Annotated in this window: 15 protein-coding genes; 8 read left to right on the top strand and 7 right to left on the bottom strand. The window is 65.8% G+C overall.

Translation table 11 applies throughout. The annotated features are described in order from the left end of the window. The first annotated feature begins 59 nt into the window (after positions 1-59). The 3 genes from hemC to AWB67_RS05375 are packed head-to-tail and all read left to right on the top strand — an operon-like array spanning position 60 to position 4,302. Complete coding sequence (gene hemC, locus AWB67_RS05385) at positions 60-1,061, top strand: hydroxymethylbilane synthase (protein ID WP_087655201.1); 1,002 nt, start codon at positions 60-62, stop codon at positions 1,059-1,061. Continuing rightward, entirely contained in the window at positions 1,061-3,112 is a 2,052-nt protein-coding gene (gene hemDX / locus AWB67_RS05380) for a fused uroporphyrinogen-III synthase HemD/membrane protein HemX (protein ID WP_087655200.1), read from the top strand. Before hemC ends, hemDX begins: the two co-directional genes overlap by 1 nt. Next, the gene (locus AWB67_RS05375) at positions 3,112-4,302 is read left to right on the top strand and encodes a heme biosynthesis protein HemY (protein ID WP_200822179.1); all 1,191 of its coding nucleotides are present in this window, start codon (positions 3,112-3,114) and stop codon (positions 4,300-4,302) included. The genes hemDX and AWB67_RS05375 overlap by 1 nt, the downstream gene beginning before the upstream one ends. 72 nt (positions 4,303-4,374) lie before the next feature. On the opposite strand, the gene AWB67_RS05370 is transcribed toward AWB67_RS05375, so the two are convergent. The 5 genes from AWB67_RS05370 to trxB all read right to left on the bottom strand — a co-directional run bounded on the left by AWB67_RS05370 (position 4,375) and on the right by trxB (position 8,103). Then, positions 4,375-4,698, bottom strand: coding sequence for a rhodanese-like domain-containing protein (locus AWB67_RS05370; protein WP_087655198.1), 324 nt, complete (start codon positions 4,696-4,698; stop codon positions 4,375-4,377). Positions 4,699-4,700: 2 nt separating this feature from the next. Further along, the gene (locus AWB67_RS05365; protein ID WP_087655197.1) at positions 4,701-5,354 is read right to left on the bottom strand and encodes a protein-L-isoaspartate O-methyltransferase family protein; all 654 of its coding nucleotides are present in this window, start codon (positions 5,352-5,354) and stop codon (positions 4,701-4,703) included. Positions 5,355-5,478: 124 nt separating this feature from the next. Beyond that, positions 5,479-6,099 carry a trimeric intracellular cation channel family protein gene (locus AWB67_RS05360; RefSeq protein ID WP_087655196.1) on the bottom strand — a complete coding sequence of 207 codons (621 nt, stop codon included), beginning with the start codon at positions 6,097-6,099 and terminating at the stop codon, positions 5,479-5,481. Beyond that, entirely contained in the window at positions 6,089-6,919 is an 831-nt protein-coding gene (locus AWB67_RS05355; RefSeq protein WP_087655195.1) for a Smr/MutS family protein, read from the bottom strand. The genes AWB67_RS05360 and AWB67_RS05355 overlap by 11 nt, the downstream gene beginning before the upstream one ends. 188 nt (positions 6,920-7,107) lie before the next feature. Beyond that, positions 7,108-8,103, bottom strand: coding sequence for a thioredoxin-disulfide reductase (trxB, locus tag AWB67_RS05350; protein ID WP_087655194.1), 996 nt, complete (start codon positions 8,101-8,103; stop codon positions 7,108-7,110). A gap of 344 nt (positions 8,104-8,447) precedes the next feature. Between trxB and AWB67_RS05345 the strand changes: the two genes are divergently transcribed. Together AWB67_RS05345 and lolA are read left to right on the top strand one after the other, a co-directional pair. Next, positions 8,448-10,763, top strand: coding sequence for a DNA translocase FtsK (locus AWB67_RS05345; protein ID WP_087655193.1), 2,316 nt, complete (start codon positions 8,448-8,450; stop codon positions 10,761-10,763). A 24-nt stretch (positions 10,764-10,787) separates the two neighbouring features. Continuing rightward, a complete protein-coding gene (gene lolA, locus AWB67_RS05340; protein WP_087655192.1) occupies positions 10,788-11,456 on the top strand; it encodes an outer membrane lipoprotein chaperone LolA in 669 nt (222 codons plus the stop codon). On the opposite strand, the gene AWB67_RS05335 is transcribed toward lolA, so the two are convergent. Next, a complete protein-coding gene (locus AWB67_RS05335; RefSeq protein WP_087655191.1) occupies positions 11,446-12,354 on the bottom strand; it encodes a LysR family transcriptional regulator in 909 nt (302 codons plus the stop codon). The two genes, lolA and AWB67_RS05335, sit on opposite strands and share 11 nt — an antisense overlap. Positions 12,355-12,482: 128 nt before the next feature. Here AWB67_RS05335 and speB point away from each other — a divergent pair, with 128 nt between their 5' ends. Further along, the gene (speB, locus tag AWB67_RS05330; protein ID WP_087655190.1) at positions 12,483-13,505 is read left to right on the top strand and encodes an agmatinase; all 1,023 of its coding nucleotides are present in this window, start codon (positions 12,483-12,485) and stop codon (positions 13,503-13,505) included. Between the two features lie 67 nt (positions 13,506-13,572). On the opposite strand, the gene cytX is transcribed toward speB, so the two are convergent. Beyond that, positions 13,573-14,895 (bottom strand): putative hydroxymethylpyrimidine transporter CytX, encoded by a 1,323-nt coding sequence (gene cytX / locus AWB67_RS05325; protein WP_087655189.1) that lies wholly within the window; start codon positions 14,893-14,895, stop codon positions 13,573-13,575. Positions 14,896-15,047: 152 nt separating this feature from the next. On the opposite strand from cytX, the gene AWB67_RS05320 reads away from it, so the two are divergent. Then, positions 15,048-16,352 carry a replication-associated recombination protein A gene (locus AWB67_RS05320; protein WP_087655188.1) on the top strand — a complete coding sequence of 435 codons (1,305 nt, stop codon included), beginning with the start codon at positions 15,048-15,050 and terminating at the stop codon, positions 16,350-16,352. A gap of 238 nt (positions 16,353-16,590) precedes the next feature. Further along, a complete protein-coding gene (serS, locus tag AWB67_RS05315; RefSeq protein WP_087655187.1) occupies positions 16,591-17,889 on the top strand; it encodes a serine--tRNA ligase in 1,299 nt (432 codons plus the stop codon). Position 17,890 lies beyond the last annotated feature (1 nt).

The raw sequence follows: 17,890 nt of genomic DNA, 5'->3' as shown, positions 1-17,890 counted from the left end.
GACCCTGGTGTGCGTGCTACCATTGTTTGTTATCCATCCCGTCATTCGATCGAGCATCAATGAATTCCGAGACGCATTCCACGACACCCCCCACGAGCCTTGTCATCGCTTCGAGGGAAAGCCGGCTAGCAATGTGGCAAGCCGAGCACGTGCGGTGTGCGCTGCACAAATTATATCCATCTTGCGACGTAAAAATCCTCGGAATGACGACGCGCGGCGATCAGATTCTCGATCGCACGCTGTCGAAAGTCGGCGGCAAGGGCTTGTTTGTAAAGGAACTGGAAGCCGCGCTCGCGGACGGCCGTGCGGATCTCGCCGTCCACTCGCTGAAAGACGTTCCGATGGAATTGCCCGAAGGCTTCGCGCTCAGCACGATCCTCGAACGTGAAGATCCGCGCGATGCGTTCGTGTCGTCGCAGTTCGGATCGCTGGCGGAGTTGCCTCATGGGAGCATCGTCGGGACGTCGAGCCTGCGGCGTGAAGCGATGCTGCGCATGCATTTCCCGCATCTCGACGTGCGGCCGTTGCGCGGCAATCTCGATACGCGTCTTGCCAAGCTGGATCGCGGCGACTACGCGGCGATCATTCTGGCTGCGGCCGGTTTGAAGCGCCTCGGGCTGGAAGCGCGCATCCGGGCGCTGCTCGACGCCGAAGAAAGCCTCCCCGCAGCGGGGCAGGGCGCGCTCGGCATCGAAATCCGCGCGGATCGCGCCGATCTCGCCGCGTGGCTCGCGCCGCTGCATCACGCTGACACGGCGGCGGCGGTCGAAGCGGAGCGCATGGTCTCGCGCGCGCTCGGCGGAAGCTGCGAAGTGCCGCTCGCCGCGTACGCCACCTGGCACGACGGCACGCTGCGCCTGCGCGGCTCTGTCGCGACGCCCGACGGCCAGCGCGTGCTGACGGCCGAAGGCACGGCGACGGCGCCCGACGTAGAAGGCGCGCTGGATCTCGGCCGCCGCGTTTCCGCCGATCTCGAAGCGCAAGGCGCGATGGATATCGTGCGCGCGCTTTCCACGGCGAGCGGTGCACGCGTGCCGCCTGCCGCCGCGCCAGCCGCCTGATGTCGAGCGCGCGCCGTGTAACCATCGTCGTCACCCGGCCGATCGGCCAGTCCGCTGGCTTGCTGGCGCTCCTCGACGCAGCCGGTTTCGACACCCTCGAATTCCCACTGATCGACATCGCTCCCGTCGACGACGCCGCCCCGCTGCGCGCCGCCCTCGACGAGCTGTACGGCCCGAACAAATACGCGCTCGTCGTGTTCGTGTCGCCGAATGCGGTCGATTACGCGTTCGGCAAGCTCGGCGCGGCGTGGCCGGCGGACGTGCCCGTCGGCGTGGTCGGGCCGGGCAGCGTCGCGGCGCTCGCGCGGCAGGGCGTGGCCGCGCCCCCGCATCGCGTGGTCAGCCCGGCGGCGGATCACGCCGAGCCGCGCTTCGATTCCGAGGCGCTCTACGCCGCGATCGAGGCGCAATTCGGCGTGAACGGCCTGGAAGGTAAGCGCGTGTTGATTGTGCGCGGCGACGGCGGCCGCGAATGGCTCGCCGAGCGGCTGACCGAAGCGGGCGCCATGGTCGAGAAGGTGGCGGCGTACCGGCGCATCGTCCCGGAACCGTCCATGCAGAAATGGGAGCGCATCCACGCGCTCCTCGCCAGCGCGCCGGACCAGTCTCACGCGTGGCTTCTGACGAGTTCCGAAGGCGTGCGCAATCTCGACGAGCTGACACGCGAGCACCTGAGCCGCGACGAAACCGCGCAACTGAAGCGCGCGCCGCTCGTCACGCCGCATCCGCGCATCGCCGAGGCCGCGCGGCAAGCGGGTTTTGATAGGATTACGGTGTCCGGCGCCGGCGACGAGCGCATCGCCGACGCAATCAAGACGACGCTCGGGGCGACGCAACGCACAACCGACACAACGACGACACCCCATGCGGAATCCGCGCCGACGGATTCCAAACCGGCCGCAGCGCCGGCCCACCAACCGGCTCAATCACGCATGACTGATTCGAACGATTCCAAGAAAGCTTCACCTCAGCCGACCGTGACTCCGCCCTTGCCGCCGAACACGCCGTTCACGCCCTACGAGGCGCAACCGAAGCGCGGCGGCGCGAGCGCGGTCCTGTTATGGCTCGTGATCGTGATCCTCGCCGTCGCGGCGGGCGGCGGGGCGTTCCTGCTCAACCGCAAGGTCGATCGCGCGGACCAGCAGGTCACGCAGCGCCTGCAGGCCGCCGACGCGGAAGCCGCCGACCTGCGCGCGAAAGCCGATCAGGCCGCGAGTTCCACCGGCGCGCTCCACACGCAGATCATCCAGTTGCAGGGCAAGCTCAATGACGCCGAGACGCACAGTCAGGCGTTGCAGCAGCAATACCAGGATCTCGCGAGCAATCGCGACGACTGGACGCTCGCCGAAGTCGAGCAGATCCTGTCGAGCGCGAGCCAGCAATTGCAGCTCACGGGCAACGTCCAGCTCGCGCTCTACGCGCTGCAAAGCGCCGACACGCGCCTCGCCGCGACGACCGGCCCGCAGGTCGTCGCGATCCGCAAAGCCGTCGCGCAGGACATCGACAAGCTCAAGTCCACGCCTACCACCGATCTCACCGGCCTCGCGATCAAGCTCGATACCGCCATCGACCAGATCGACCAGTTGCCGCTGTCCGGCGAAGCGCCGATCGAGCGCGCCGCCGCCCGTGTGGCTGCGCCCGCGGACAGCGCGTCGATTGCGGCGGCCACCGGCCAGCCGCGCTGGAAGGTGCTGTGGCAACAGGTCACGAGCGGCATCGGGCAGCAGTTGTCGAGCCTCGTGTCGGTGCGCCGCATCGACAACGCCGACGCGATGCTCGCCTCGCCCGATCAAGGCTATTTCGTGCGCGAAAACGTGAAGCTGCGGCTGTTGTCGGCGCGGCTGTCGCTGCTGTCGCGCAGTGAGCCGACGCTCAAGTCCGACCTGCGCGCCGCCGATGCCTCGCTCGGCCGCTACTTCGATACGTCGTCGAAGAAGGTGCAGACGGTGCGCGAACTCGTCAAGCAGGTCGATCAGGCGTCGGTCGCGGTCGCCGTGCCGAACCTGAACGCGAGCCTCGCGGCGGTCCATCAGTTCAAGCGAGGCGGATGATGACGATTCGTGGACTCATCTGGCTGGCGCTGCTGTTCGCGGTCGCGGTCGTGGTTGCTACGGTCGGCGGGTTCGACGGCGGGCAGGTGCTGCTCGTCGTCCCGCCGTATCGCGTGGACGTGTCGCTGAATCTCTTCGTCGTCGCGCTCGTCGTGCTGTTCATCGTGCTGTACGGGTTGATCCGCGCGATCCGCACGGTCTGGAAGATGCCGCAGCGCGTCGCCGCGTATCGCGCGCGCAGCAAGGTGAAGAAGGCGAATGCGTCGTTGCGCGACGCGATCGGCCATCTGTATGCCGGGCGTTTCTCGAAAGCGGAGAAAGCGGCGCGCGACGCGCTTTCCGTCGATGAAAACAAGGGCGCGGCCGGGCTCGTCGGCGCGAATGCCGCGCACCGGATGCACGAGTACGCGCGCCGCGACGAATGGCTCGGGCAGGTCACGGGCGCCGAATGGCAGGACGCGCGCCTGATGGCCACCGCCGACATGCGCGCCGACGGCCGCGACGCGGACGGCGCGCTCATCGCGCTGACCGAGATGCAGGCGCAGGGCGGACGGCGTCTGCACGCGCAGCAGATCGCGTTGCGCGCGCAGCAGCAGTTGAAGAACTGGGGCGAGGTGCTGAAGCTCGTCAAGACGCTGGAAAAGCGCGAGGCGCTGCATCCGGCCGTCGCGGTGCGGTTGAGGCAGGTCGCGGCGGAGAATCTGTTGCGTGATCGTCGGCACAATCCGGATGCGTTGCTGGAGTTGTGGCAGTCGCTGTCGCCGGCGGAGCGTCAGTCGCCGCGTCTCGCCGATCTCGCAGCCGAACTGCTGATCGCGCTGGACCGGCGGGATCAGGCGCGCAAGATCGTCGAGGACGCGCTCGCGCACAATTGGGACGCGCGGCTGTTGCGCCGTTATCCTGATTGCGTGTCCGGCGATGCGCTGCCGCTCATCCAGCGGGCGGAGGCATGGCAGAAAGAGCGCACCGAGGACGCCGACCTGCTGTTCACGCTCGGGCGCTTGTGTTTGCATCAGCAGTTGTGGGGCAAGGCGCAGGCGTTTCTGGAGTCTGCACTCAAGCTCGCGGATAACGAACCGCTCAAGATCCGCACGCACCGCGCGCTTGCGCGCCTGCACGAGCAACTCGGCGATACCGAGAAGGCGAGCAAGCACTATCGGGAGAGCGCGCTGGCGATGAACCTGGTTTGATCGCTGGCTGGAAGCAAAAAAGCCGCATGCGTCTTCGTCGACGCATGCGGCTTTTTTGTGGCCTTCGAAAACTCAATAAGTCGGAACGCTCGGATCCACCTGACGCGACCACGCGTCGATGCCGCCATACAAATTGAACATCTGCGTGAACCCACGCGATTCCAGAAACATCGCCACCTGCGCACTGCGTGCACCGTGATGGCAGATGCAGACGATCTGCGCTTCGTCGTCGAGTTCCTCGCTGCGCGCGGGGATGTCGCGCATCGGGATGGGGACGATGTTCGCCATTTTCGCGGTCTCGATCTCCCACGGCTCGCGCACGTCGAGCAAAACGGGCGCGGGACGCGACGAGTCGGCGAGCCAGGCGGCGAGGTCGGATGCGGACAGGTTCTGCATGATCAGAACTTGAAGCGCGGCGGCTGCACGGCGTTCTTCAGCGGTGCGACGACCGTCTCGAAAATATCGGAGACGCGGAACTGCTTTTCGTCGACGCGCGTGATGATCTGCGCCTTCATGACCGGCGCGTCTCCGACGAACGCCGCGATCCGGCCGCCGATTTTCAGTTGCTCGAGGAATTCCTGCGGCATGATCGGCAGGCCGCCCGACACGCAGATCACGTCGTAAGGTGCGCCGCCCGGCCAGCCGAGCGAGCCGTCGCCGGTGACGACGTGCGCGTTCGACACACCGTTCGCCGCGAGATTCTGCTCCGCGAACGTGGCGAGTTCCGGCGCGATCTCGACGGTCGTCACGCTGCGGGCGCGCGCCGCGAGCAACGCGGCCATGTAACCCGAGCCGGCGCCGATTTCGAGCACGGTCTCGTGTTTCGTGAGCGCGAGTTCCTGCAGCACGCGCGCCTCGACCCTCGGCGACAGCATGCGCTCGCCGCCCGGCAGCGGAATTTCGAGGTCGGCGAACGCGATATTGCGATACGCGGCGGGCACGAAGTTCTCACGCTTGACGATCGTCAGCAGGTTCAGGACGTCCTGGTCCAGCACATCCCAGGGACGAATCTGTTGCTCGATCATGTTGAAACGCGCTTGCTCGATATTCATGGTCAGTCTGCGGTGGAAACGCGGGGGGTTGGTCTATTTGGGAACTCGCCGATTGTAGCAAATCGCTGTCCGCCGAGCCTTGACGGCGTTGGCGTTGGCGTTGGCGTCGGCGCTAACGCTGGCGCTAGTGCGGCAGCCGGATGTCGAACTTGAACGTGACGAGCCGCGCGACGAGGATGAACCCCGTCGACAGCAGCACGGCGTAGATCGTGTCGAATTCCATCCGGTCCAGCAGCAGGTAGAGCCAGCAGCCCGCGAACGCGCACACCGCGTAGGGCCGCGAGTCGCGCAAAATCAGCGGAATCTCGTTGCACAGCACGTCGCGCATCACGCCGCCGAACACGCCCGTCACCACGCCCATCATGACGGCGGTGAACGCGGGCATTTGCGCGTCGAGGGCGATCGAGGTGCCGGAGATGCTGAAAAGCCCGAGGCCGATCGCGTCGGCGATCAGGAGCAGGCGCTCGTCGAAGAGGCGGGTCGTCATTTTGAGCAGCATCGGCGCGAAGATCGCCATCGCGAAAATGACGAGCACGTAATCCTGATGCTCGACCCAGTAGAACGGCCGGCGCGAGAGCAGCACGTCGCGCACGGTGCCCCCGCCGAACGCCGTGGCGAGCGCGACCATGAACGCGCCGACGGCGTCGAGCCGGCGCTTTCGTGCTTCGATCAGACCCGAGATGGCGTACGAAAAAAGCGCGAGCGCCTCCATGATGGAGATCGCGAGCGTGAGCCTAGGGTGCACTGCGCGGGTCCTTCGAGCCGGTTTTGCTGGCCGTGTCCTGATCCTGCGGATGCCCGTGGTGACGCGGCGTCCCGCCCGGCTGGAGGAGCACGAGCACGGCGCCTGCGCCGCCGTCGTGCGGCCGCGCCTGACAGAACGCGATCACTTCTTCCTTCTGCACGAGCCACGCGCGAACCTTGCCCTTCAGCACCGGCTCCTTGCCAATCGACCCGAGCCCCTTGCCGTGGATCACGCGCAGACACCGCAGCCCGCGCTTCACCGATTCGCGGATGAATTCCGCCAGCGCCTCGCGCGCTTCCTCGCGGCGCATGCCGTGCAAATCGAGTTGCGCCTGCACGATCCAGGCGCCGCGCCGCAGTTTCCGCACGACTTCCTGGCTCACGCCCGTGCGGCAATAGGAGAGCGTTTCGTCGATGTCGAGCAGGCTTTCGGGATCGTATTCGTCGGAGAGCGCTTCCTGGAGGACGGCTTCTTCGTCGCGCCGGGTTTGCAGCGGCAAGGGCGGCGGCGGGACGCGCGTGACGGTCGTGCGCGGCGGCGTTTTGAGCGGCTCGATTTCGCCGATGGAGCGGCGGAACACGTCGGCATCGGCGACGGCTTCGCGTTGTGCCCGCTCCGCCGCCGCGCGCTCGATCTCGCGCTTTGCCGCGCCAGCCTTCAGCGCGCTGCGCAAGCCGCCGAGACCCGCGAGGCCGTCGCGCTTGACGGCCTCGACGATGTCTCTGGGCTTCGGCGGCTCGGCCTGGACGGCACGTGCGGTCCGCGCCACGGGATCGCGCGGATGCCTCGGTTCGTTCGGATGGGGCTGGTTCTTGGGCATCGCGCTAGGTGGTGGACGTCGGCATGCGGTAATTCAGCTATTCCAGACGCGTCGCAATGAAAAAAGGGCCAGCGGCCCTTTCTTAACCATCCGGAATGGAAATGGCGCTGGCCTGGTGACGCTGCCGACGCCGCTTTCCGGGCGGCGCAGCGACATCATTTTACCGTCGCGCCGTGCCATCCACGTTTTCAGCGGTCCTTTTCGTGGCTCATCGAATGCGGTGTCGGCGTTTCGTCGATGGTTTCGAGATAGCGCTGCGCATCCAGCGCCGCCATACAGCCCGTGCCCGCGCTAGTGATCGCCTGACGGTAGACGTGATCCTGCACGTCGCCGGCGGCGAACACGCCGGGGATGCTCGTCGAGGTGGCGTCGCCGCTCGCGCCGCCCTTCGTGATGATGTAGCCGTTCTTCATCTCGAGCTGGTTGGCGAAGAGATCGGTGTTCGGCTTATGCCCGATCGCGACGAACACGCCTTGCAGCGGCACGTCGGTGGTGGCACCGGTTTCCGTGCTCTTGATGCGCAGCGAGGTCACGCCGGTCGCGTCGCCCTGGACTTCGTCGAGGACGTGGTTCCACTTGATCTCGACGGTGCCTTCCTTTTCCTTCGCGAGCAGGCGGTCGATCAGGATCGGCTCGGCGCGAAACTTGTCGCGGCGATGCACGACCGTTACCTTCTTCGCGATGCCCGCGAGGTAGATTGCTTCCTCGACAGCCGTATTCCCGCCGCCGATCACGGCGACGTCGCCGTTCTTGTAGAAGAAGCCGTCGCAGGTGGCGCAGGCGGACACGCCCTTGCCCATGAAAAGCTCTTCCGACGGCACGCCGAGATACTGCGCCGACGCGCCCGTCGCGATGATGAGCGAATCGCAGGTGTATTCACCGGAGTCGCCGATCAGGCGGAACGGCCGCTCGTTGAGCTTCGCCGTATGGATATGGTCGAAGACGATCTCGGTGTTGAAGCGCTCGGCGTGCTCCTGCAGGCGCTGCATGAGTTCGGGGCCTTGCACGCCCATCGGGTCGCCGGGCCAGTTCTCGACGTCGGTGGTGGTCATCAACTGGCCGCCCTGCGCCAGGCCGGTGATGAGCAGCGGCGACAGGTTGGCGCGCGCCGCGTAGACCGCGGCGGAGTAGCCAGCGGGACCGGAACCGAGAATCAGCACTTTGGCGTGTTTGGGCGATGACATGAGAGCAATTCCATTGTTAATGGTGTTATCGAAGGCGAATCGCAACTTCGGCGCCGGGCGATGACAGGCAACTTGCGCGCTTTTTGAGCATCAGTCGACGAGGCCACTGACCCGGACGAATCCTAGTTGGATGCAATGTTGGGATTATAAAGGCCTTGCGAAAAGCGCACCGGTAAAAATTTCAATCATGCCTATAGCGTCCCCTGCGAGCCTCGGCCGGTGTTACAGGTTGAAACGAGCGGCCGTTTTTGTCCGTTCCCCGCAGTGCAGCGTTTACAATGGGCGACCGACACATTCGGCCCGTTCTTATTGACGCGCGGCCGTGAAAAAAGCCTCACGGATCAATGGCAAAAGCACCCTATTCTGCGAGCGCGCAGGCGTTGCCGCACCGCATGTCGCGCCTTTTCACCGAAATTCGCTGGATTCTCCAGGTCGCGCTCGGTCTTTTCCTTCTGATGGCGCTCGTGAGCTACAGCCGGCGCGATCCGAGCTGGACGCACGCTGCCACCGTCGATCACATCGGCAACTGGGCCGGCCGCGTCGGCGCCTGGACTTCCGACATCGTTCTGCTGCTGTTCGGCCTGTCCTCGTACTGGCTGATCGTGCCGCTTGCGCGGCGCATCGTCGCGAACTACCGGCGGATCACACAGACCGAAGCGCCCGTCGAAGCCGACGCGAAGGACCGCACCTGGCTCGCGGAAGCCTTCGCGTTCGTGCTCGTGCTCGCCGCGAGCGACGGCATCGAGGCGCTGCGCATGTGGTCGCTCAACGTGCAGTTGCCGCGCGCGCCGGGCGGGGTCGTCGGCGAGGCGATCGCGCGGCACATGTCGCATGCGTTCGGCTTCACCGGCGCCACGCTCTTCATGTTGATCGCGCTCGCGATCGGCTTGTCGCTCTACTTCCGCTTCTCGTGGCTCTCGGTGTGCGAGAAAGTCGGCGACGGCATCATGTCCGCGATCACCGGCGCACGCCTGCGCCGCGAAGCGGGGCGCGACCGCAAGCTCGGCGAGGAAGCGGCATCGACGCGCGAAGGCAAGGTCGTGCGCGGCCGCGTGAAGATCGAGGACCACGAGCCGGTCGTGATCGTCCCGCCGCTCGCGAGCCCGCCCAAATCCGAGCGCGTCGAGCGCGAAAAGCAGGTGCCGCTCTTCAAGGACCTGCCGGGCGATTCCACGCTGCCGCCGCTCGCGCTGCTGGACGCCGCGCCCGAAGTGAAGGAAACCATTTCCGCGGATACGCTCGAATACACGTCGCGCCTGATCGAAAAGAAGCTGAAGGATTTCGGCGTCGAGGTGAGCGTGGTCGCGGCGTATCCGGGGCCGGTCGTCACGCGCTACGAAATCGAGCCGGCGACAGGCGTGAAGGGCAGCCAGATCGTCGGGCTCGCCAAGGATCTCGCGCGCTCGCTCTCGCTCGTGTCGATTCGCGTCGTGGAGACGATTCCCGGCAAGAACTTCATGGCGCTCGAATTGCCGAACCAGCGCCGCCAGACGGTCAAGCTCTCGGAAATCCTCGGCTCCGAGGTCTACGCCGATGCCGCCTCGCCGCTCACGATGGGCCTCGGCAAGGACATCGGCGGGAAGCCCGTCTGCGCCGATCTCGCGAAGATGCCGCACTTGCTCGTCGCGGGCACGACCGGGTCGGGCAAGTCGGTGGGCATCAACGCGATGATCCTGTCGCTGCTCTACAAGGCGAGCGCCGATCAGGTCCGCATGATCCTGATCGATCCGAAGATGCTCGAAATGAGCGTCTACGAAGGCATTCCCCATCTGCTGTGCCCGGTTGTCACCGACATGCGGCAGGCCGGCCACGCGCTCAACTGGGCCGTCGCCGAAATGGAGCGCCGCTACAAGCTGATGAGCAAGATGGGCGTGCGCAATCTCGGCGGCTTCAACAACAAGATCGACGAAGCCGCGAAGCGCGATGAGAAGATTCCGAATCCGTTCAGCCTGACGCCGGACGAGCCGGAACCGCTCACGCGCCTGCCGAATATCGTCGTCGTGATCGACGAACTCGCCGACCTGATGATGGTGGTAGGCAAGAAGGTGGAAGAGCTGATCGCGCGGATCGCCCAGAAGGCGCGCGCGGCCGGCATCCACCTGATTCTCGCGACGCAGCGGCCGTCGGTCGACGTGATCACTGGCCTCATCAAGGCGAACGTGCCGACGCGCATGGCGTTCCAGGTGTCGTCGAAGATCGATTCGCGCACGATTCTCGATCAGCAGGGCGCGGAATCGCTGCTCGGCATGGGCGACATGCTCTACCTGCCGCCGGGCTCCGGCCTGCCGGTGCGCGTGCACGGCGCGTTCGTGTCGGACGAGGAAGTGCATCGCGTGGTCGACAAATTGAAGGAGCAGGGCGAGCCGAACTATATCGAGGGCATCCTCGAAGGCGGCCTCGCCGGCGACGGAGACGAAGGCTCAGCGGGCGCCGCGGGAACTGGCGGCGCCGATGGCGAGTCCGACCCTCTATACGATCAGGCTGTGGAAGTCGTGATCAAGAACCGGCGCGCGTCGATTTCGCTCGTGCAGCGGCATCTGCGGATCGGTTACAACCGCGCCGCGCGGCTTCTTGAGCAGATGGAGAACTCGGGGCTCGTGTCGGCGATGTCGTCCAACGGCAATCGCGAAATCCTCACGCCCGCGCGCGACGCAGAATAAGCTTCACCCTTGGAGAACGAATATATGCAGCAAAAGTGGTTCACACGCATGCTCGGAGCAATGCTGGCCGGCGCGTCGATGTTGCTGGCGTCGCAGGCCTTCGCGAGCGGCACCGAGCAGTTGAAGACGTTCGTCTCGCAGGTCCACGCGGCGCGCGGCACGTTCGTGCAGCAGGAAGTGAAGGCGCCGGGCAAGGCGGGCGCCGCGAGTCAGACGGCGGCTCCCCGAGGCGGCGGCACGTCGAGCGGCACGTTCATGTTCGCGCGGCCCGGCAAGTTCATCTGGTCGTATGAAAAGCCGTATTCGCAGGTCCTCCAGGCGGACGGCGACAAGCTCTACGTCTACGACAAGGACCTGAACCAGGTGACGATCCGTTCGCTCGGCGGCGCGCTGGGCGCGAGTCCGGCGGCGATCCTTTTCGGCAGCAACGATCTCGACAAGAACTTCACGTTGCGTGACGCGGGCGTGAAGGGCGGCATCGACTGGCTCGAACTCACGCCGAAAGCGAAGGACACGCAGTTCGAGAGCGTCGGCATTGGCTTCAAGGACGGCAATCTCCAGGCGATGGAACTGCACGACGTCTTCGGCAACGTGACGCTGCTCACGTTTTCCAACATCCAGAAGAATCCGCCGGTCAAGGCCGATACCTTCAAGTTCACCGTGCCGAAGGGCGCGGACGTGATCAACGGCTGATCTGAACAGCGTGGGCGGCGTTCATATCCTCGATGAACGCCTCCACGATGTCCGTCCTTAAGTGCCGCGCGCGCGTGACCATCTCGAACGCGACGCGGTAGCGCATCTTCTCCGCGTTCAGCGGCGCGAGCAGTCCCTCCCTCACGTACGGCGCGGCGAAGTGCTCCGGCAGGTAGCCCAGATGGTGCCCCGACAGCACGAGCATCGCAACGGCTTCCATATTGTCCGCGACGGCGTTGATGTTGGTCGGCGCGACCGCATCGGCTTCGGGTAGCGGGTAGCTGCGCCACGCCCATTCGAAATCGGCGGCGCGTTCGGGGTCGATGGCACCGGCCTCAGTGAAGAGCGGATGGCGCCGCGCGCAATAGGCGAACTGGTCTTCGGCGTAGATCTGCGTGTATTCCAGCGACGGCACGCGATGCCAGAAGTAGCCGATCGCGACCTGAATCCGCCCCGCCAGCAGCAATTCCTCCAGTTCCCCCGGCGAGCGCACCAGCACCGAAAACCGCACCGATTCATCGCGTTCACGAAACCGCGCGATCGCCTCGCTGATCCGCGCGCTCGCGCTCACCGGCGTGTGGCCGATGATCCCCATCGCGAGCGTGCCGACCAGTTTCTTGCCGACGTTGCGCGCGGTCATGTCGAAGGTATCGACGGCGGCGAGCAGCGTCCGGCATGCTTCCACGAACTGTTCGCCGCGCGAGGTCAGCGCGAAACCGCTGCGACCACGCTCGCACAGGCGATAACCGAGGCGCGTTTCTAGCGTCGCGAGTTGCGTGCTGATCGTCGACTGGCCGACGTTGAGCGTCGCCTGCGCGGATGAAATGCCGCCCGCATCGACAATCGCGAGGAAGACGCGGATCAGCCGCAAATCGAGATCGGAGAGGTGCGTGAACATCGGCGGGCGTCCTTACATCGATGAATATCGATGTGAAGTTAATTTCTGCGCCATTTTAACTTGCCGCCGGAACGCCTATTAATTAAGGATCATCCGATAGCACCTCTCACCGGAAACCATCGAACGCCATGAATACATCTTCGCTTTTTGCCCCTGCCGAGCACTTCGATTCCCATTTCACCGCGCCCGATCACCGCAGCGAACGCCCGCAGCCGCTCTCCGGCAACCAGATGCCGCGCTGCGGCGGCATCACGACGATGATGCGCCTGCCGCACGTCCAGTCGGCGGCGGGGCTGGATGCGTGTTTCGTCGGCGTGCCGTTCGATCTCGGCACGTCGAACCGCACGGGCGCGCGCTTCGGGCCGCGTCAGGTGCGCAGCGAATCGGTGCTGCTGCGCCCGTACAACATGGCGACGCGCGCCGCGCCGTTCGATTCGCTGCGCGTCGCCGATATTGGCGACGTCGCGATCAATCCGTACAACCTGCTGGATTCGATCGACCGCATCGAGCGCGCGTACGACGAGATTCTTGCGCACGGCTGCAAGCCGCTGACGCTCGGCGGCGACCACACGATCGCGCTGCCGATCCTGCGCGCCATCGCGAAAAAGCACGGCAAGGTCGGGCTGATCCACATCGATGCCCACGCCGACGTCAACGACACCATGTTCGGCGAGAAGATCGCGCACGGCACGCCGTTTCGACGCGCGGTGGAAGAGGGCCTGCTGGATTGCAAGCGCGTCGTGCAGATCGGCCTGCGCGGCACGGGCTACGAAGCCGGCGATTTCGACTGGTGCCGCGAGCAGGGTTTTCGCGTCGTGCAGACGGAGGAATGCTGGAACAAGTCGCTCGCGCCCTTGATGGCGGAAGTGCGCGAGCAGATGGGCGACGGGCCGGTGTACATCACGTTCGACATCGACGGCATCGATCCGGCGTTCGCACCCGGCACGGGCACGCCGGAGATCGCCGGTCTGACCGTGCCGCAGGCGCTGGAGATCATCCGCGGGGCGCGCGGGCTGAACATCGTCGGCGCGGATCTGGTGGAAGTCGCGCCGCCCTACGACCCGTTCGGCACGACGGCGCTCCTCGCCGCCAATCTCGCGTTCGAACTGCTGTGCGTGTTGCCGGGCGTGGAGTATCGCGCGGCGAAGTAATTCGGGCGGCCGTTAGTTCTGGCCGAAATGCAGGGGGCCGCTGCGCAGCGGCCCTCGCATTCATGGCTCACGCATAGGCGCGCCCACGCGCCGAGATCAATCCGAGATAGACCAGCGCGCCGATCGCCAGCGCCGGCAGCGTCGCGCCGAGGTTCGGCAGCCACTGGTTGATCGCGTGATACGCCGCGATGCCGACCGCCCACGCGACGAACGCGCTCACGTGCCAGCCTCCCGAAAAGCCATAACGGCCGGTGACATCGCCGATGGCGCCGACATCGATACGCCGTTTGCGCACGATGAAATGATCCGCCAGCACGACGCCGAAGAGCGGCGCGAACACCGAGCCGATCAGAAGCAGAAAGTTCTGATATTTCCCCATCTCGACGACCAGCGCGACCAGCGTGCACAACGCGCCGAACGCCGCCGACAGCACCGGCACGGTTGCCCGCGCCCAGAACGTGCCCGTCGATACGGCGGCCGAGTGGATATCGGCAAAGGCGTTGTCGATTTCGTCGATCAGGATTAGCAGGAGCGCTATCCCGCCGCCCGCCTGCGCGAACGCGACGGTCAGCAAGGTATCGCCGCCGCCCGCCGCGAGCCCGTAGATCGCGCCGAGCGCATAAAACCACAGATTCGCGATGCCGTAGCCGAGAAGCGTGCCGCGAAACGTGCCGCCCGCGCTGCGGCCGAAACGCGTGTAATCGGCGATCAGCGGCAGCCACGAGAGCGGCATCGCGACCACCAGGTCGATGCCCGCGCCGAACGCCATCTCGCCCGTGCCGGGGCGGTTCATCAGCGCGGCGAGATCGTGCTTCGCGAGCAGGTTCCACGTGAGCCACCCCGCGCCGCCGAGCAGCAGCCAGATGCCCCACGTGCGCAAAAACCGCCGCACGAAGGAGAGCGGCCCGGTCACGGCGAGCAGCGTCGCGAGGACGCCGAACACGAGCGTCCAGATGAGCGGCATCGAGAGATTGAACGACTGTTTGGCGAGCGCATCGGCGGAATCGCGCATCACGATGATCTCGAACGAGCCCCAGCCGACGAGTTGCACCGCGTTCAGCACCGCCGGCACCGACGCGCCGCGCACGCCGAGCGTCGGCCGCAGCGACGACATCGCCGCGAGCCCCGTATCCGTGCCGATCACGCCCGCGAGCGCGAGCAGCACGACGCCGATCGCCGTGCCGATCGCGATCGCCGTCAGCGCGTGCGGCAGCGAGAGTCCCGGCACGAGCAGCGCGCCCGCCTGCGCGACCAGCAAGCCGATGCCGAGCGAGAACCAGAGCGCGAAGGCATCGGTCGTGACGAAGGCGCGGCGCGCAAGCGGCACGGGCGTGAGCGGAGCGTAGGCCGATGCAGCGGATTCGTCGAAATGTCCCTTCTCTTGTCCCATGGGTTTCGTCCCTATCTTTGTGTGTCCGGCGCGGCGCGCTTCGTGCGTGCGCATCGGCTGTCATAATGACCCGTCCTGACCGGTCAGCCGAGCCTGTCTCAGAAAAGCGAAAGATTATCGCCGCCTTTGCCCAACCTGCGTCACAAAACCACATGTTCGAAGAAAACCGTGGCACCGTTCCGCTCGCCGAGCGCCTGCGTCCCCGCACCATCGACGATGTGATCGGCCAGAAGCACCTGCTCGGGCCGAGCAAGCCGCTGCGCGTCGCATTCGAATCGGGCGAGCCGCATTCGATGATCCTCTGGGGCCCGCCGGGCGTCGGCAAGACGACGCTCGCGCGCCTCATGGCCGACGCCTTCGACGCCCAGTTCATCTCGCTTTCGGCGGTGCTCTCGGGCGTGAAGGATATTCGCGAGGCCGTCGAAACCGCGCAGATCCATCGCGCGAACGGGCACCAGACGCTCGTGTTCGTCGACGAGGTGCACCGCTTCAACAAGAGCCAGCAGGATGCGTTCTTGCCGCACGTCGAGTCGGGGCTGTTCGTGTTCGTCGGCGCGACGACCGAGAATCCGTCGTTCGAGGTGAATAGCGCGCTGCTGTCGCGGGCGGCGGTATACGTGCTGAAAAGCCTCGATGCCGACGAACTGAAGGAATTGCTCGATCGCGCGCAGCAGGAGCTCGGCGGCCTCACGTTCACCGACGAAGCCCGCGACGCGCTGATCGGTTCCGCCGACGGCGACGGCCGCAAGCTCTTGAATAACCTGGAAATCGTCGCGCGGGCGGCGGCGCAGAAGAAGACGACGGAGATCGACGGCGCGCTCCTCGGCAGCGCGCTCGCCGAGAACCTGCGCCGCTTCGACAAGGGCGGCGACGCGTTCTACGACCAGATCAGCGCGCTGCACAAGTCGGTGCGCGGCAGCAATCCCGACGCGACGCTCTACTGGTTCTGCCGCATGCTCGACGGCGGCGCGGACCCACGCTATCTCGCGCGGCGTATCGTGCGCATGGCGTGGGAGGACATCGGCCTCGCCGATCCGCGCGCAGGGCGCATCGCCCTCGATGCCGCCGAAACCTACGAGCGGCTCGGCACGCCCGAGGGCGAACTGGCGCTCGCGCAGGCGTTGATTTATCTGGCTGTCGCGCCTAAGTCGAATGCGGGTTACAAGGCGTATAACGAGGCGCGGCGGTTCGTCGGGAAGGACCAGTCGCGCGGGGTGCCGGTGCATCTGCGCAACGCGCCGACCAAGCTGATGAAGGAACTCGGCTACGGCCACGAGTACCGCTACGCGCACGACGAGCCCGACGCGTACGCGGCCGGTGAGACGTATCTGCCGGACGGCATGCGCGATCCGCACTGGTACGAGCCGACGCCGCGCGGGCTGGAGGGCAAGATCGGGGACAAGATGGCGCGGTTGGCTGACCTCGATGCGCAGTGGCGGCGGGAGAACAAGAAGTAGGGGCCTTTTCAACCCTCGTCAAGATTCGGCGTGCTGTGCGGTCGCCGCAGCGTCGAAGTGGCATCGAACCGTGGCGAGTCTTTTTGCCAGCGCGACCGAACCCGACGCCACCGGACCGACGTGCCGTTTCGTCAATCCGGATCGCCAATTTCGCGGAAATGCCTGACCAATTGCGTTGGTGCGCCGCGCCCGTGCGCTAAAATCGCCGATTCCGATTACTCGAAAAGCAACCCCCGCCATGCTCGACATCCAACTCCTGCGCAAAGACCTGGACGGCGTCGCGAAGCGTCTCGCCGCCCGCGGCTACACCCTCGACGTCGCCGCGTTCGCGTCGCTCGAAGCCGAGCGCCGCGAGATCCAGACGCGCACCGAAGAACTCCAGGCGCGCCGCAACAGCCTGTCGAAGCAGATCGGCGCGATGAAGGGGCGCGGCGAGGACACGGCGGCACTGATGGCGGAAGTCGGCGGGATCGGGGACACGATGAAGACGTCCGCGGGCCAGCTCGACGACATCCAGAAGCGTCTGCAGGACATGATGCTCGGCGTGCCGAATTTGCCGCACGAGAGCGTGCCCGTCGGCGACGACGAAACGCAGAACGTCGAAGTGCGTCGCTGGGGCGCGCCGCGCACGTTCGACTTCGAAGTGAAGGATCACGTCGATGTCGGTGCGCCGCTCGGGCTCGATTTCGAGACGGGCGCGAAGCTCTCGGGCGCGCGCTTCACGCTCTTGCGCGGACAGATCGCGCGGCTGCATCGCGCGCTCGCGCAGTTCATGATCGACACGCACACGGAACAGCATGGCTACACCGAGACGTACACGCCGTACATCGTAAATCCGGAGATTCTGTACGGCACGGGCCAACTGCCCAAATTCGCCGACGACATGTTCCGCGTCGAGAAGGGCGGCGAGCAAAACACGGTCACGCAGTATTTGATCTCGACCTCCGAGATTTCGCTGACGAACACGGTGCGCGACAGCATCCTCGATGCGAACGCGCTGCCGGTGAAGCTGACGGCGCATTCGCCCTGCTTCCGGTCGGAGGCGGGATCGTATGGCCGCGACACGCGCGGGCTGATCCGCCAGCATCAGTTCGACAAGGTGGAGATGGTGCAGATCGTGTCGCCGGAGAAGTCGTACGAGACGCTCGACGAGATGGTTGGCCACGCGGAAGCGATCCTGCAGAAGCTGGAGCTGCCGTATCGCGTGATTACGCTGTGTACGGGCGACATGGGCTTTTCGGCATCGAAGACGTTCGACCTCGAAGTGTGGCTGCCGGCGCAGAACACGTACCGCGAGATTTCGAGCTGCTCGAACACCGAGGCGTTCCAGGCGCGCCGGATGCAGGCGCGCTTTCGCAATGCGCAGGGCAAGCCCGAGTTCGTGCATACGCTGAACGGTTCGGGGCTGGCGGTCGGGCGCACGCTCGTCGCCGTGCTGGAGAACTTCCAGAACGCGGATGGATCGGTCACGGTGCCGGCGGTGCTGCGTCCGTACATGGGCGGCGTGGAGCGTCTCGAAACCTCGAAGGCCGGGTAAA

The organism is Caballeronia terrestris, from assembly GCF_001544515.1.
GTDB classification, from domain to species: Bacteria; Pseudomonadota; Gammaproteobacteria; order Burkholderiales; family Burkholderiaceae; genus Caballeronia; species Caballeronia terrestris.
The sequence above is the reverse complement of the archived record's forward strand: the minus strand, read 5'-3'. Positions and strand labels throughout refer to the sequence as shown.

What these genes read in the sequence shown, in the direction of transcription:
- hemC (WP_087655201.1), top strand. Translation starts at nt 60, where the DNA reads ATGAATTCCGAGACGCATTCCACGACACCCCCCACGAGCCTTGTCATC.
- hemDX (WP_087655200.1), top strand. Translation starts at nt 1,061, where the DNA reads ATGTCGAGCGCGCGCCGTGTAACCATCGTCGTCACCCGGCCGATCGGC.
- AWB67_RS05375 (WP_200822179.1), top strand. Translation starts at nt 3,112, where the DNA reads ATGACGATTCGTGGACTCATCTGGCTGGCGCTGCTGTTCGCGGTCGCG.
- AWB67_RS05370 (WP_087655198.1), bottom strand. Translation starts at nt 4,698, where the DNA reads ATGCAGAACCTGTCCGCATCCGACCTCGCCGCCTGGCTCGCCGACTCG.
- AWB67_RS05365 (WP_087655197.1), bottom strand. Translation starts at nt 5,354, where the DNA reads ATGAATATCGAGCAAGCGCGTTTCAACATGATCGAGCAACAGATTCGT.
- AWB67_RS05355 (WP_087655195.1), bottom strand. Translation starts at nt 6,919, where the DNA reads ATGCCCAAGAACCAGCCCCATCCGAACGAACCGAGGCATCCGCGCGAT.
- trxB (WP_087655194.1), bottom strand. Translation starts at nt 8,103, where the DNA reads ATGTCATCGCCCAAACACGCCAAAGTGCTGATTCTCGGTTCCGGTCCC.
- AWB67_RS05345 (WP_087655193.1), top strand. Translation starts at nt 8,448, where the DNA reads ATGGCAAAAGCACCCTATTCTGCGAGCGCGCAGGCGTTGCCGCACCGC.
- lolA (WP_087655192.1), top strand. Translation starts at nt 10,788, where the DNA reads ATGCAGCAAAAGTGGTTCACACGCATGCTCGGAGCAATGCTGGCCGGC.
- AWB67_RS05335 (WP_087655191.1), bottom strand. Translation starts at nt 12,354, where the DNA reads ATGTTCACGCACCTCTCCGATCTCGATTTGCGGCTGATCCGCGTCTTC.
- speB (WP_087655190.1), top strand. Translation starts at nt 12,483, where the DNA reads ATGAATACATCTTCGCTTTTTGCCCCTGCCGAGCACTTCGATTCCCAT.
- cytX (WP_087655189.1), bottom strand. Translation starts at nt 14,895, where the DNA reads ATGGGACAAGAGAAGGGACATTTCGACGAATCCGCTGCATCGGCCTAC.
- AWB67_RS05320 (WP_087655188.1), top strand. Translation starts at nt 15,048, where the DNA reads ATGTTCGAAGAAAACCGTGGCACCGTTCCGCTCGCCGAGCGCCTGCGT.
- serS (WP_087655187.1), top strand. Translation starts at nt 16,591, where the DNA reads ATGCTCGACATCCAACTCCTGCGCAAAGACCTGGACGGCGTCGCGAAG.